Annotated in this window: 15 protein-coding genes; 14 read left to right on the forward strand and 1 reads right to left on the reverse strand. The window is 66.0% G+C overall.

All coding sequences use genetic code 11. The features are described 5' to 3' along the window. Positions 1 to 4: 4 nt before the first annotated feature. The 8 genes from T8T21_RS14690 to T8T21_RS14725 all read left to right on the forward strand — a co-directional run bounded on the left by T8T21_RS14690 (position 5) and on the right by T8T21_RS14725 (position 7,516). Entirely contained in the window at positions 5 to 856 is an 852-nt protein-coding gene (locus T8T21_RS14690) for a carbohydrate ABC transporter permease (protein ID WP_183474853.1), read from the forward strand. Then, on the forward strand, positions 849 to 1,784 hold the full coding sequence (locus T8T21_RS14695) for a carbohydrate ABC transporter permease (protein WP_322336124.1): 936 nt from the start codon (positions 849 to 851) through the stop codon (positions 1,782 to 1,784). Before T8T21_RS14690 ends, T8T21_RS14695 begins: the two co-directional genes overlap by 8 nt. Before the next feature lie 14 nt (positions 1,785 to 1,798). Next, a complete protein-coding gene (locus T8T21_RS14700) occupies positions 1,799 to 2,899 on the forward strand; it encodes an ABC transporter ATP-binding protein (protein WP_322336125.1) in 1,101 nt (366 codons plus the stop codon). A gap of 20 nt (positions 2,900 to 2,919) precedes the next feature. After that, positions 2,920 to 3,666, forward strand: coding sequence for a sugar phosphate isomerase/epimerase family protein (locus T8T21_RS14705; RefSeq protein ID WP_322336126.1), 747 nt, complete (start codon positions 2,920 to 2,922; stop codon positions 3,664 to 3,666). A 14-nt stretch (positions 3,667 to 3,680) separates the two neighbouring features. Next, on the forward strand, positions 3,681 to 4,811 hold the full coding sequence (locus tag T8T21_RS14710) for a Gfo/Idh/MocA family protein (RefSeq protein ID WP_322336127.1): 1,131 nt from the start codon (positions 3,681 to 3,683) through the stop codon (positions 4,809 to 4,811). 11 nt (positions 4,812 to 4,822) lie between these two features. Beyond that, positions 4,823 to 5,881: a sugar phosphate isomerase/epimerase family protein gene (locus T8T21_RS14715; RefSeq protein ID WP_322336128.1), complete on the forward strand. Its 1,059-nt coding sequence runs from the start codon at positions 4,823 to 4,825 to the stop codon at positions 5,879 to 5,881. Continuing rightward, positions 5,878 to 6,993, forward strand: coding sequence for a Gfo/Idh/MocA family protein (locus T8T21_RS14720; protein WP_322336129.1), 1,116 nt, complete (start codon positions 5,878 to 5,880; stop codon positions 6,991 to 6,993). Before T8T21_RS14715 ends, T8T21_RS14720 begins: the two co-directional genes overlap by 4 nt. A gap of 217 nt (positions 6,994 to 7,210) precedes the next feature. Further along, the gene (locus tag T8T21_RS14725; protein WP_183474798.1) at positions 7,211 to 7,516 is read left to right on the forward strand and encodes a hypothetical protein; all 306 of its coding nucleotides are present in this window, start codon (positions 7,211 to 7,213) and stop codon (positions 7,514 to 7,516) included. On the opposite strand, the gene T8T21_RS14730 is transcribed toward T8T21_RS14725, so the two are convergent. Further along, positions 7,513 to 8,355: a universal stress protein gene (locus tag T8T21_RS14730; RefSeq protein WP_322336130.1), complete on the reverse strand. Its 843-nt coding sequence runs from the start codon at positions 8,353 to 8,355 to the stop codon at positions 7,513 to 7,515. The genes T8T21_RS14725 and T8T21_RS14730 overlap by 4 nt on opposite strands. A 176-nt stretch (positions 8,356 to 8,531) precedes the next feature. Between T8T21_RS14730 and T8T21_RS14735 the strand changes: the two genes are divergently transcribed. The 6 genes from T8T21_RS14735 (at position 8,532) to T8T21_RS14760 (ending at position 14,542) form a co-directional block, all read left to right on the forward strand. Beyond that, a complete protein-coding gene (locus T8T21_RS14735; protein ID WP_322336131.1) occupies positions 8,532 to 8,939 on the forward strand; it encodes a c-type cytochrome in 408 nt (135 codons plus the stop codon). A 593-nt stretch (positions 8,940 to 9,532) separates the two neighbouring features. Continuing rightward, positions 9,533 to 10,270 (forward strand): hypothetical protein, encoded by a 738-nt coding sequence (locus T8T21_RS14740; RefSeq protein WP_322336132.1) that lies wholly within the window; start codon positions 9,533 to 9,535, stop codon positions 10,268 to 10,270. A 305-nt stretch (positions 10,271 to 10,575) separates the two neighbouring features. Then, the gene (locus T8T21_RS14745; protein WP_322336133.1) at positions 10,576 to 11,511 is read left to right on the forward strand and encodes a sulfurtransferase; all 936 of its coding nucleotides are present in this window, start codon (positions 10,576 to 10,578) and stop codon (positions 11,509 to 11,511) included. 11 nt (positions 11,512 to 11,522) lie between these two features. After that, a complete protein-coding gene (locus tag T8T21_RS14750; protein WP_322336134.1) occupies positions 11,523 to 12,644 on the forward strand; it encodes a YeeE/YedE family protein in 1,122 nt (373 codons plus the stop codon). A gap of 2 nt (positions 12,645 to 12,646) precedes the next feature. Beyond that, a complete protein-coding gene (locus tag T8T21_RS14755) occupies positions 12,647 to 12,817 on the forward strand; it encodes a hypothetical protein (protein WP_183474804.1) in 171 nt (56 codons plus the stop codon). Between the two features lie 1,374 nt (positions 12,818 to 14,191). Next, positions 14,192 to 14,542 carry a hypothetical protein gene (locus tag T8T21_RS14760; protein ID WP_322336135.1) on the forward strand — a complete coding sequence of 117 codons (351 nt, stop codon included), beginning with the start codon at positions 14,192 to 14,194 and terminating at the stop codon, positions 14,540 to 14,542. Positions 14,543 to 14,578 lie beyond the last annotated feature (36 nt).

Consider the following 14,578-nt stretch of genomic DNA (forward strand, 5'->3'; position numbering starts at 1 on the left):
TCCCATGGCCAAGCTCGCCGCCGTGCCGATGGTGGTCACCGCCACCGTCGTCTTCATCGGCTGCTCGCTCTGGACCGTGGTCTACAGCTTCACCGACTCGAAACTCCTGCCACGCGCGAATTTCGACGGTTTCGCGCAATACGACCGGCTCTGGTCGTCGTCGCGATGGATCGCCTCGGTCGAGAACCTCGCGATCTACGGCATCCTGACACTGCTGCTGTCGCTGACACTGGGCTTCGTATTCGCGGCGCTGCTCGACCAGAAGATCCGCGGCGAGAACGTGTTCCGCTCGATCATCCTCTATCCCTACGCGCTGTCCTTCATCGTCACCGGGCTCGTGTGGCAGTGGATCCTGAACCCCGATCTCGGCATCCAGGGCATGGTCCGCGCCGCCGGTTGGGAAAGCTTCGCCTTCGATCCCCTCAACAGCCCCGGCCTCGTCATGGTGGCGCTGTTGATGGCGGGGCTGTGGCAGGGCACGGGCCTCGTCACGGTGATCATGCTCGCCGGTCTGCGCGGCGTCGACGAGGACATCTGGAAGGCCTCGCGCGTCGACGGCATCCCGGCCTGGAAAACCTATCTCCTGGTCGTCGTACCGATCCTGCGCCCGGTCTTCGTGACCTCGGTGGTGCTGATCGGCGCGGGCATCGTGAAGCTCTACGACCTCGTGGTGGCGCTCACCGGCGGCGGTCCCGGCAATGCCTCCGAAGTGCCTGCGAAATACGTCTACGACTACATGTTCGCCAACCAGAACCTCGGTCAGGGCTTCGCCGCTTCGACCATGATGCTGCTCGCCGTGCTGGTGATCGTCATCCCCTGGGCGGTTCTCGAATTCGGAGGAAAGCGCCGTGGCTGATGTAGCCTTCACCCCCGACCAAGCCGCCGGCAGGCCCGCCCGCACACTCGCAGGCCCGGTCGGTGCCCGACCCAAATCCCGCATCACCGCCAAGAGGGTGATGATCTACGGCGCGCTCGGCCTCGTCTCGCTCTACTGGCTCCTGCCGCTGTGGGTCATGGTGATGACCTCGCTCAAGGGCATGCCCGAGATCCGTATGGGCAACATCTTCGCGCCGCCGGTGGAGGTCACCTTCCAGCCATGGGTCAAGGCCTGGGCCGAGGCCTGCACCGGTCTCAACTGCGACGGGCTGTCGCGCGGCTTCTGGAACTCGGTCGCCATCGTCGTGCCCTCGACGGTGCTGTCGATCGCGGTGGCTTCGGTCAACGGCTACGCCCTGGTCAACTGGAAGTTCAAGGGATCCGAGGTGTTCTTCACCATCCTGATCTTCGGCGCCTTCATTCCCTACCAGGTGATGATCTACCCGATCGTGGTGATCCTGCGCGAGATCGGGCTGATGGGCTCGGTCTGGGGGCTGGTGCTGGTGCACACTGTGTTCGGCATGCCGATCATCACGCTGCTGTTCCGCAATTACTTCGCCTCGCTCCCCGAAGAGCTGTTCAAGGCGGCGCGGGTCGATGGGGCGGGCTTCTGGGGGATCTTCCTGCGGGTGCTGGTGCCGATGTCGTTGCCGATCTTCGCGGTGGCGATGATCCTGCAGATCACCGGCATCTGGAACGACTTCCTGTTCGGCGTGATCTACACCAAGCCCGACACCTACCCGATGACGGTCCAGCTCAACAACATCGTCAACTCGACCCAAGGGGTGAAGGAATACAACGTCAACATGGCCGCGACGCTGATCACCGGCCTGGTTCCGCTCTCCATCTATCTCATCTCCGGCAAGCTCTTCGTGCGCGGCATCGCCGCGGGCGCGGTCAAGGGCTGAGGAAAGGATACGCCATGCTCGACCAGTCCCATCCCGCGCTCGACGGCCAGTCGGTCTCGATCCGCGACCTGCAGCTCGACTTCGGCTCCGTTTCGGTGCTGCGCGACCTCAACCTCGACATCCACAAGGGCGAGTTCCTGGTGCTGCTCGGCGCCTCGGGCTGTGGCAAGTCCACGCTCCTGAACTGCATCGCGGGGCTTCTGGAGCCGACCGGCGGCCAGATCTTCATCGAAGGCAAGAACGTCACCTGGGCCGAGCCGTCGGAGCGCGGCATCGGCATGGTGTTCCAGTCCTACGCGCTCTACCCGCAGATGACGGTGGAGGGGAATCTCAGCTTCGGGCTGAAGAACGCCCGGCTGCCCAAGGACGAGATCGCCAAGCGCGTCGCCCGCGCCGCCGAAATCCTGCATCTCGGCCCGCTCCTGAAGCGTAAGCCCGCGGCGCTTTCGGGCGGGCAGCGCCAGCGTGTCGCCATCGGACGGGCGCTGGTCCGCGACGTCGACGTGTTCCTGTTCGACGAGCCTCTGTCGAACCTCGACGCCAAGCTGCGCGCCGAGCTTCGGGTCGAGCTGAAGCGGCTGCACAACAGCCTCGACAGCACGATGATCTATGTCACGCATGACCAAGTCGAGGCGATGACGCTGGCTGACCGGATCGCCATCTTGAAGGGCGGCGTGATCCAGCAGCTCGCGGCGCCGCTCGAGATCTACAACCGCCCCGCCAACCTCTACGTCGCCGATTTCATCGGCGCGCCGCCGATGAACCTGCTGCGCGGCGATCTGCGCGGCTCCGAGTTCCGAGGCGCGGTGATTGTGCCGATGGTGGGCTACGACTTCGCAGCGCCGCCCAAGGACGGCGCGGCCGTCTTCGGCATCCGCCCCGAGCATGTGCTTGTGGGCGAGGCCGCGGCCACCGCCCCGGTGCGCACGGAAGTCACGGTCGAGATCGTCGAGCCGATGGGGGCCGACACGCTGCTCTGGACCCGCATCGGCGAGGACGACTTCCGCATCCGCATCGATGGTCAGACCCCGATCCGGGGCGGCGATCGCATCACCATCGGGCTCGACCCGGCCCGTGCCTCCCTCTTCGACGCCGCCACCGAGCTGCGGCTCTGAACCCCGTAAGGACCAATCACATGCTGCTCTCGCTTCAGCTCTACTCCGCCCGCAACTACACCCCCTACACGGACGTCATCGCGAAGCTCGGCGCGCTTGGCTATGACGCCGCCGAGGGGTATTTCGCCAATTTCGAGGAGGCCCGCGCCACTCGCGCCGCGCTCGATGCCGCCGGGCTGAAGATGCCCTCGATCCACGTGCCGATCGAGATGTGCGAGGCTGACCCCGACGGCGTGGCCGAACTCGCGGGCGTGTTCGGGGCGACCCGGATCTTCGCGCCCTACCTGACGCCCGAGGAGCGCCCCGCCGAGGCGCAGGGCTGGCGCGATCTCGCGGCCCGGCTGGCCAAGTGCCACGAGGCGTTGGCTGCGCTCGGCCTCGCCTTCGGCTGGCACAACCACGACTTCGAGATCACGCCGCTGAATGACGGCTCCGTGCCGATGGAGATCCTGCTGACGGAGGCGCCGAAGATCGACTGGGAGGCCGACATCGCGTGGATCGTGCGCGGCGGCGGCGACCCGCTCGACTGGATCGCCCGGCACGGGCAGCGCATCACTGCAGCACATTTCAAGGACATCGCGCCCGCGGGCGAGAAGGCGGACGAGGACGGCTGGGCCGATGCCGGGACCGGCACACTCGACTGGCCGGCGATCTTCGCCGCGCTGAAGGCGCAGTCGCGCTGCGAGATCCTCGTGGCCGAGCACGACAACCCCAATGATTTCGATCGCTTCGCTCGCACCGCGCGCGACAGCTTCGCCAAGCTCTGAGAAAGACCGGACCCATGACCAACCCGCTTCGCATCGGCCTGATCGGCTGCGGCAACATCTCCACCTCCTATCTCGCACGCGCCAAGAATTTCGGTGCCGTCAGCTTCCGCGCCGTGGCCGACATCAACCCCGCCACCGCGCAGGCACGCGGCGAGGAGTTCGGCGTCGAGGCGATGAGCGTCGACGCGCTGCTCGCCCACCCGGAGGTCGACCTCGTCCTCAACCTCACCATCCCGGCCGCGCATTTCGAGATCTCTTCCCGCGCGCTCGAGGCGGGCAAGCATGTCTATTCAGAGAAGCCCTACGTTCTGACCGTGGAGGAGGGGCAGGCGCTGGCGAAGCTCGCTGCCGAGAAGGGCCTGCGCATCGGCTCGGCGCCCGATACCGTGCTGGGATCGTCGCACCAGCTGGCGCGCAAGCTCATCGACGATGGTGCGGTGGGGCGGATCACCTCGGGCACCTGCGCGGTGATGAGCCCCGGCATGGAGAGCTGGCACCCGAACCCCGACTTCTTTTTCCTGAAGGGCGGCGGCCCGATCCTCGATCTTGGGCCCTACTACATCGCCAACCTCGTGCAGCTGATCGGTCCGGTCGCCCGCGTCTCGGCGCTCACTTCGACCCCCTCGAAGACCCGCACCATCGGCAACGGCGCGCGGCTCGGTGAAACCGTCCCCGTGGAGACACCGACTACGATCCACGCACTGCTGGAGTTCCGCTCCGGCGCGGTGGTGACGTTGATGGCGAGCTGGGATGTCTGGCAGTCGGACATCGCACCGATGGCGCTCTACGGCACCGAGGGGACGATCCACATCCCCGATCCGAACTTCTTCGACGGCGAGGTGCGGATCACCAAGCGCGACGAGGCCGCCGAGCTGCCCGCCTGGGACCACCCGCTCGGGCCGCCGAACCGCGAGATCCCCGAAGGCATGGTCGCCGATTACCGCAGCGCCGGGCTCGCCGACATGGCGCAGGCCATCGTTGAAGGGCGGCCGCATCGCTGCAACGACGCCTATGCGCTGCACGTGGTCGAGGTGATGACCGCGATCCTGCGCGCCGGCGAGGAAGGCCGCTACGTCGAGATCGAGACGGATTGCGAGCGGCCGGCGCCGCTCGACATCGCGGCCGCTCAGACCCTGCTGGCATAAGGAGCGGCAACATGGCTTCCATGATCAAGGGGCCGGGGATCTTCCTGGCCCAGTTCGCGGGCGACGCCGCCCCCTTCAACGATCTGGCCGGCATCGCCGGATGGGCGGCGGGGCTGGGCTACGAGGGGATTCAGATCCCCGTCGACCCGCGCTTCATCGACATCGACCTCGCCGCAGGGTCCAAGGACTACTGCGACGAGCTGAAGGGCGTCTGCGCCGAGGCGGGCGTGGAGATCACCGAGCTGTCGACCCATATCCAGGGCCAGCTGGTCGCGGTCCACCCTGCCTATGCGCCGCAATTCGACGGCTTTGCCCCCGAGGCGCTGCGCGGCCGGCCGGAGGCGCAGGCCGAATGGGCGGCAGGCGAGGTGATCAAGGCCGCGCGCGCCTCGCGCAATCTCGGCCTCGACGTGCAGCTCGGTTTTTCCGGCGCGCTGGCCTGGCCCTATCTCTACCCGTGGCCGCAGCGGCCCAAGGGTCTGGTCGAAGAGGCCTTCGCCGAGCTGGCGCGGCGCTGGCGGCCTATCCTCGATGCGCATGAGGAGGTGGGCGTCGATTACGCCTACGAGCTGCATCCGGGCGAGGACCTGATGGATGGCACCAGCTTCGAGCGGTTTCTCGAGGCGATGGATGGACACAGCCGCGCGAACATCGCCTATGACCCGTCGCATTTCGTGCTGCAGCAGCTCGACTATCTCGGCTTCATCGACCTCTACCACGAGCGCATCCGTGCCTTTCACGTCAAGGATGCGGAGTTCAATCCAAGCGCACGGCAAGGCGTCTATTCGGGCTTTGCTGGCTGGGCCGACCGGGCTGGGCGGTTCCGCTCGCTTGGCGACGGGCAGGTCGATTTCGTCGCCGTGTTTTCCAAGCTGGCGCAGCATGGCTATGATGGCTGGGCGGTGCTGGAATGGGAATGCGCGCTGAAGTCGCCCGCGCAAGGTGCCGCCGAGGGCGCACCCTTCATCGCGGCGCATATAATCGAACCGACGCCGCATGCCTTCGACGATTTCGCGGGCGGCGGGGTCGACCGTGCGCAGATCCGCGCCATGCTGGGGCTCGGCACATGAGCGGCGGGCGCATCAGGCTCGGCATGGTCGGTGGCGGGCAAGGGGCCTTCATCGGCGGCGTGCATCGCATCGCCGCGCGGCTCGACGGGCGCTTCGATCTGGTTGCGGGGGCGCTGTCCTCGGACCCCGCCCGCGCAGAGGCTTCGGCGCAAGAGCTGGGGCTGGCGCGTAGCTATTCCGATTTCAAGGAGATGGCCCGCGCCGAGGCCGCGCGCGACGACGGCATCAGGGCCGTCGCCATCGTCACCCCCAACCATATGCACCTGCCCGCCGCCCGCGCCTTTCTCGAAGCGGGCATCCACGTGATCTGCGACAAGCCGCTGACCGCCACCCTGGCCGAGGCGGAGGAGCTTGCGCGGGTGGCCGAGGCTTCCGAGGCCTTGTTCATCCTGACCCACACCTATGCAGGCTACCCGATGGTGCGGGAGGCGCGGCGGCTGGTGGCCGAGGGCGCCTTGGGCGAGATCCGCGTGGTGCAGGTCGAATATGCGCAGGATTGGCTCGCGCGCGATGAGAGCAACAAGCAGGCCGAGTGGCGCACCGATCCCTCGCGCTCGGGCGCGGGCGGCGCGGTGGGTGACATCGGCAGCCATGCCGCTCATCTGGCGCGCTACGTCTCGGGACTCGCGATCGAGAGCGTCGCGGCGCAGCTCACCGCCTTCGTGCCGGGCCGGCGGGTCGATGACGACACGCAGGCGCTGTTGCGCTTCGCGGGCGGGGCGCGCGGCATGCTCTGGGCCAGTCAGGTCGCGCCGGGGCATGACAATGACCTCCGCCTGCGCGTGCTGGGCTCCGAGGCCGGGCTGGACTGGTCGCATGCCGACCCGAACCGGTTGCGGCTGACCCGCTTGGGAGAGCCGTCGCAGCTCCTGACACGGGGCGGTCCCGGCTTCGAAGGCGCGGCGCGGGTGCCGGCAGGTCACCCCGAGGGCTATCTCGAAGCCTTCGCCAGCCTCTATTCCGACGCCGCCGATGCGATCCTTTCCGGCACCATGCCGGACGGCCTGCCGGGCCTGTCGGACGGGCTCGATGGCATGCGCTTCATCGACGCCTGCGTGGCCTCTTCGCAGGCGGACGGAGCTTGGACGACGTGTCAGGGTCACGACAGGTGACCCAAGGGCCGGTGGATCAATCGCCACCGGCCGATGTGGGAGGCGATCGGCGACCGGATCGCGCAGTATTGCGTAAGGGCGACCTATCGACCGGTTTCGGTTGGGGGCCGGGCGCGGCTCCCGCGGGCCCTGCCATGGCCCGGCAATCGTTGACAGAACCGCCATGCTTTGCGTCAATCGAGGCAGGAGAGTCGTCTTGTCCTGAAAGGATGCGAAGATGAACCCCGATGCCATCGCCGCCCGTCGCGCCCTGATCCGTGCCTACCGCGCCTATCTGGAGGCCGAGGCCGTGCTCGAGGACGCGCTTGCGGATGCGGCCGTTCTCGTGCCGGAACTGCGCCAACATCACCTGCGCCCGATCGGCGCGCCAGGCTCGCGCATCCGGCGGCTGCAGGACAGCCGCGACCATTCGGTCGAGCTTCTGGAAGTCGTGCGCGACAAGCACCACCGCGCCATGCTCCGCTTGACGACGCGCCGCCATGTGAGCGACGCGCCGGAAATCGCGGTGCTGCCGCGCCCCTAGCGGGCAAGGATGAGGGGCAGGCGCGCATCCGTCAGCATTTCGCGCGTGGTGCCGCCGAAGAGCCGTTCGCGCAGCCTGGAATGCCCGTAGGCCCCCATCACCACCGCTTCGGCGCCGGTATCGAGGGCGTGACGCCGCAACACTTCCGAGACGCGGAACCGGCTGCGCGCCAGCACCGAAACCTCGACCCGCGCGCCGTTGCGGGCAAGGAACAGCGCGATGTCGCCTCCGGGGTCCGAGCGGTCGCCGGCCTGCACCTCCGGATCGACGATCACCACGTCGACGCAGCCCGCGCGGCGCAGCATGGGGAGCGCGGCCCGCACCGCGACCATCGCTTCACGGCTGTCGTCCCAGGCGACCATGAGCCGAGAGGGGCTGGGCGCGATCTCCGCGCCGCCATCGGGAACGACAATGACCGGCAACCCGCCGGCGAACAGCGCAGCCTCCAGCGTCGCGACCTGAAGGGGGCGGGGTTTGGGGCCATAGGGCGCGGCGGCGACGATCCGGTCCGCGAGACGGGCGATGCGGCCGACGTCGTGCCCGATGAGACCTTCGCGGATGTGGTGGCGATGCAGCTGCACATTGCCGCGATGCGCCGGAATAAGCGGGCGCAGCTCGGCCTCCAACTCCAAGGCGCGCGCCTGCGCGGCATCGCGGTCGGGCATGGTCAGCATCAGCGCCGGTCCCGCCAGATAGGCATCCGGTGGCGTGCTCTCGATCCCGAGGCAATGGATGTCGAGATGCGCCTCGCCGGTCTCGGTGAGTGCGAGCGCGGTGGCGATCGCGCCGCGATCCAGCACGGCGTCGGTGGTTAGGACGGCAACGGTTCCCCGGGACATCGGTCTCTCCTGTGTCTGCGATGGCACGAGCCTGCCGCGTCACCGGCCCGCGCGCCTTGATCCCGATCAACCCGATCGATGCCGCGGCTTGATCCAGATCAAGGCGGCTCGGCCCGGCACCGGCGAGTGCTGGGAACAAGGGCCGAGACGGGTCCGGGGCCATGAAGGAGCAGGATATGAAACGGATCATCATCACGACTGGGGCCATGGGGGCGGCACTGCTGGCGGCCTGTGCCGCGCCGCAGCCGGAATTGCCCACCGGGCGCGCGCTCTTCATGGAGAACTGCGCCTCGTGCCATGGCTCGGCTGGGCGGGGCGACGGGCCACTCGCTGCCGGGCTGCCGCGCCCGCCCGCCGACCTGACGCGGTTGCGTGCGGAGGGCGAGGCGTTTCCAACGGTGCATGTCATGTCCTACATCGACGGCTACTTCCGGCAGGACGATCCGGGGCAGGTGATGCCCGAGTTCTCGCAGACCTTCACCGGCCCGACTTTTCATGTCGACACCGGCGACGGGATCCTCACCCCCACGCCGCAGCCGCTCGTCGCGCTCTCCGAGTATCTCGAGTCCCTGCAGGAGGGGTGATCCGGGCCGCAACGGGCCGAGCAGCCCGGTGGACGACGTCTGGAATTGGGCGCGGCTGCTCGCTGTGGGAGACCGCGTCGGTCCGATCACTGCCTAACATGGCGGCGACGGGGGCAGATCCGGGTCCCACGAGGGCCATTCCTGAAATCATCCCGTTTGCCGGGGCCAGCTGGGTATCTCGTCTCGGGCGGAAGGGCGAAGGGCCGCGCGAAGTGACCAGCAAACAATTTGCCGAGTGTTTCTGGAAAGTTAACTCCGCAAGAGGTGTTTCCTGGGGTGGTGTCTCATTTTGCGCGTGCAATTAGCGGTTGATATGGGTGGGATTCGGGGAAATGGGATCAGGCTTGACCAAAATCTCCAGAGGTACCCTATTTGAATTAGGCACTTGCTCACCGGCCCGACTGGTCGGTGCGCGATAGGATAATAGCCTGAAGTTGTGCAGGTGCCGCTGGTAGACCATCTCAGGGTAAAACCCGCTGTTTATCCAAATTTGGGTCTCACACAGCCCGAATAATTCGGTGTCGATCTGCGGCGCCGACGTGGAAACGTGTTGCTTGGTGATGTTGCTTTATAGGTAATTTATGTTCCTTAACATGTTGTCGGTATCTCGCCTGCCCTTCGATTTCTCTTCAATACGCGCCACGGGTCTTCGTGCCATATGGGGAAAGCTGCCCGTATATACATTTTGCGCCCTGATTGTTCTCGACCTGTTATTCGTGCTTCTGCATGTCTTCGTCGTTGCCAACGAGAAGAGGCTCTTCTACCTCGATTTCCCGATAAGCACCGAAGTGAGAGACTTTCTTTCGCTGACGAGGGACCAGAGCCTGAGCGAGTATTGGGAGTATTCCAAGAGCGTCGTTACAGCTGCGCTCTACCTGATGGTCTATGCCGTTTCGCGGCATCTGGTGTTTGCCGTGTTCTCGATGTTGTTTCTGTTCATCGCATTGGATAACGGTTTCAGCATACATGAGAACGCATTCGCGTTCATTGGAGGCCCGGTTGCCGCCGATCTCCTTTCATTCATCGTCATCGGAGGGGTGTTCTCCTTGGCCCTCTACGCCTCTTGGCCGCGTCGCAACATATTGGCAAAGCATGGGGCAAGGGGCGCACTCTCGACCGCAGTCATCCTCGCTGCCTTCGCGGTGATCGTTGACGCGCTGAGCGGGATCGTCGGAAAGGTCGTTCCCAAGACCTACGCCTTGTTCGGTCTGGTCGAGGATGGCGGAGAGCTGGTCGCTCTTTCACTGGCTCTGAGCTACGCCCTGGCGCTTTTCCTGATCTGCCGCACCAGGGATCCGCAATATTTCAGGTCCCGGGCGAAGGGTGAATGAGAAGGTCGTCATTCTCACCCACGGGCGACCGGCAAAGGTGTCAGTCCGCACGCCCATGATCCGGCTGCCAAAGCCGCACTGCAAGGGTTTCGGCATGGGAAGGACGTTCCGACAGGTTCTTTTTTGGCGCGTCATTCGGGACGCGTGGCCAGCCAATGCTTCGTTTTCCGACCGCATGTCCCGGCATCGCCCCATCCCGGGAACGCGGGTCCGGATTGCCGGTCGAGGGGGCCGGAACCACGGCTTGAACTCGATCCGGCCCTGCCAGATCTAGAGGTCATTCCCTTGATCGAAAGGCCGATCCGATGAACAGGTTTATCGCAGTCGCGGTCGCCGCGACCCTCCTTTCCAGCCCGGCTCTGGCACAGGACGCCGAGGCGTTCGGCCCGCTGGTGACGGCCGACGAGCTGGCCGGTCTGCTGGACACGACCGATCCGCTCATTCTCGACATCCGTGGCGATGCCTATGCCGAGGGCCATATCGAGGGCGCCGTGTCCGCCCCGTACGGCCTGTTCCGTGGCCCCGCCGAGAATCCCGGACAGGTGCCGTCCGAAGAGAAGCTCACCGAGGTGCTGCGCGACCTTGGCGTGACCGTCGACCGGCCGGTCGTCATCACTCATCAGGGCAGCGACGAGACTGATTTCGGCGCCGCCGCCCGTGTCTACTGGACCTTGAAGTCGAGCGGCGTCAGCGACCTCGCCATCCTCAATGGCGGTGTCGGCGCCTGGAAGGCCGCCGGCAACACCCTGTCGACCGAAGCGGTCGAGCCGGAAGAAAGCGCCATCACCGTAAGCTTCTCCAACGAATGGCTCGCCACCGAGGCCGAGGTGCTGCAGGTGGTCGAAGGCGAGGCGCAGGCGACCTTGCTGGACGCGCGCCCCGAGAGCTTCTGGGCGGGCAAGGATGCGCATGCCGCCGCCGCGCGCCCCGGCACGCTGCCGCAGTCGGAGTACTTCACCCACTCCAACTGGTTCTCCGACGACCCGACGCTGATCGATGCCGAGGCGGCCGCCGCGCTGGCCGAGGAGGGCGGTTTCACCGCCGACGAGACGCTGATTTCGTTCTGCAACACCGGTCACTGGGCGGCGACCAACTGGTTCGCGCTGAGCGAACTGGCGGGACTCGAGGACGTGAAGCTCTATCCTGAATCGATGGTGGGCTGGTCGCAGGCCGGGCTGCCCATGGAGAATACCCCCGGCGTGTTCCGCAATCTGCTGAACCAGATCACCGGCGCGCTCTGAGGAGACCATTGATGGCCGACACCGGCATGGACGCCCCGCGGGGCGTCTTCACCATCGGCACTCGCGGCCTGCTGATCGTTGCTGCGCTGGCGGCCGTGCTGTTCGTCGCGGCGCTGGCCGGGGCGCGCTACGGCGCCCTCCTGCTGATCGGGCTCGGCTTCGGCATCGCGCTCGAAGGCCTGCGCTTCGGCTTTGCCGGACCCTGGCGGGCAATGATCCTGCGGCGCGACCCGGCCGGGCTTCTGGCGCAGCTCGTGGCCATCGCGCTCGTCGCGCTGGCCGCCTTCCCGCTTCTGGCCAGCAATGGCGAAGAGCTGTTCGGGGCGCATGCGCCGATCGGCGTCGCGATGATCGGCGGGGCCTTCGTCTTCGGCGCGGCGATGCAGCTTGTCATGGGCTGTGGCTCGGGGACACTGGTCAATGCCGGGAGTGGCAACGTGGTGGGCGCGGTGGCGCTGCCCTTTTTCGCGCTGGGCAGCTTTGCCGGGGCCTATAATCTAGATTGGTGGATCTCGCTCGGCACCGCGCCGGTGGTGGTGTTGTCCGGCACCAGCGGGCTTCTCGCCACGCTGGCCGGCCTCGCGGCCGTTGCCGCACTGGTGCTGTGGCTGGCCCCGGCACAGGCGCGTCGGGTGCCGCGCAGGCTCTGGATCGCGGCGGTGGCGATCGCTGGTCTGGCGATCCTCAACCTCGTGGTCTCCGGCCAGCCTTGGGGCATCGTCTACGGCCTTGGCCTTTGGGCTGCGAAAGGGGCGCAGGCGATGGGCGGCGACCTGTCCGGCTCGGCCTTCTGGAGCGCGCCTGCCAACGCCGAACGGCTCGAGCAGAGCATCCTTACCGACGTCACCTCCCTCACCAATATCGGGCTGATCGGCGGTGCCTTCCTGGTCAGCGTCTGGCGCGGCGGTCTCGCGGCGAAACTGCCGCGCCTGTCACCGCTGGCCTGGGCCGCCACCGTGGTTGCCGGGTTTCTTCTGGGCTATTCCTCGCGGCTGGCCTTCGGCTGCAACGTGGGCGCGTTCTTCTCCGGCATCTCGACCGGCAGCCTGCATGGCTGGGCCTGGTTCGCGGCTGCGTTTGTCGGGGCCTGGTGGGGCGTGAGGCTGCGTCCGAAGCTCGGATTGGAGGTGTGACAATGACCCGAACCCCCATCGCTCTCGCGGTCATGGGCCTCGTCGCGGCGCTGATCGCCGCCGATCTGGCCGGCAGCGCGCCGCTCAACCCCTATCAGGCGCCGCCGATGCTGGCGCTCGGCTCTGGCCTCGCCGCGACCGGCGCGCATTGCGCGGCGCCGGTGGTGGAGTAGCGGCCGAACGGCCATGCAACACGGGTCACGACCGGCGACGGGGCGCGAAGGCGCCCCGTCGCTTCGTTTCGGCGCTGCTCTCGCGATTGCACGGCCGCGGCGGCATCTCGGGCGCCTCGATGGAGCGTATTCCTCTCGCGACGCTCTTTGGTCGGCGCGTTGATTTGCGCCCGGCCCGGCCGCTTCCGGCATCGAGACCGGGGAGCAGGCGGTCGCAGACGTAGTATTTGAAGATATTGCGCACCTAGATGGCGGGCCCCTTCCGGCGCATGCCGCGGCCTGCCGAGGGTGGCATTGGCAAGACTTCCGATTATTCAGGTAGCTCGAACCCTTTTTCCCGCGAGGCAGTCTCGGGATGGCAGGTATATTTTCGTGTCAGGCGTCAGGTGCCGCTAGCCGGGCCTCCGCGAGGAGAGGCATACTTCTCGAAATAGGTGCGACTTCCTATAAAGACGGATGCTTCTAAGAATTGTGCTGATCTCGGCGTTGATAATGTCGATATTCTCTCGGTTTAGAAGAAGGCAATGGTTCGGCCGCAAGTAAATCAGGAGGGCGGCTGTGGAATGCTCAGCTTTCAACGCTGTTATGACCTTGCTGGTGTCAGCTAGGTTAAAGCTCGCCGGCCTGGGGGCAAGTCTTTCCAGATGGATTTTCGGTTTTGAAACAATCGCTTCCGACCGTGCAGGTGTGGCTCTGCATTGTTTGGCAAGGGCAATCGGTCGACACTTAATCGGGCGCCACCACGCGACTAGGTCAAATCTAGCAGGCATCGTCGCACTGCCATTTTGGCCAGATTCCATCGCCCTTATTCCGGCGGAATGAGCCGGTTCTGGCCCATGGGTGTGTACGAGATTGTACCTGATGTTGAGTGGCTGATCCGAACCTGTTCTCGTTCAGCGGTGAGAGGGATGATCGAATGAATTTATTGGGCGTTTGGCCCATTCGTTGATCGATTTTCTTGGGAGATTTCATCAATGTCTTACTGTTTCGCAAGTATTTCCGTGAGCAAGCAAGAGCGGCTCCTCTTCGAATCCTTGGCTATTCTTCTTGAATGTCATCACGACAATGCGGAGGCGCATATGCGCCATTGCCGGGAAGCGGCCGGCATCCTCAGGCAACTAAGCGGGCGGATGGAGCGTTCTGTGCGCATGGCCCCTGACTCCGGGGCCGCTTTTCACGACAGTTTGTGATAAGCAGCACCGTACCCCCGGACCGGGTGCGGCGAGGAATCAGCGCTCGATCTCACGGAGGACGCCTCGAAGGAGATGCTCCGCGCATGACGAGGGGCATCCACGCGGCGTGCCAATCGGCGCCCACCGCTCTGCAGGCCCGCGAGGCGCCCGCAAAGCACACTGACCGAAACGGAGACCGACGATGAAGACCGAAGTCAGACTGGCGAAGGCGCTTGGACACGCGTTTCATAGCCTACCGGTGATTGGCTGCTTTGAGAGCGGCGCCAACCAGCAGGCGGACCATGTCACCGTTACCGACGAAAGGGGTGGGATCTGGGAGCTCGCGCTGTTCAGCCGTGCCTCGCTGTCGGACCGGCGGGTGCTGCTTCGCGAGCTTGCGGCGGCGGCCGGGGAGTGCCGCCTCGAGAGCGTCGACCGTCTGGGGTATCGTGAGGTTTCCGCGTTCAAGGTCACGGATTGGGTGGGGCCCGGTCGCTCCGGACAGCCGGCGAAGCTTCGGCTTCAGGCGACGAAACGGGTTCAGCGAGCCTGAATCGAGACCGAGTTGCAGATAGGGCCGAGGGTCCCG

The organism is Limimaricola variabilis (genome assembly GCF_034371605.1).
Taxonomy (GTDB): Bacteria; Pseudomonadota; Alphaproteobacteria; order Rhodobacterales; family Rhodobacteraceae; genus Limimaricola; species Limimaricola variabilis.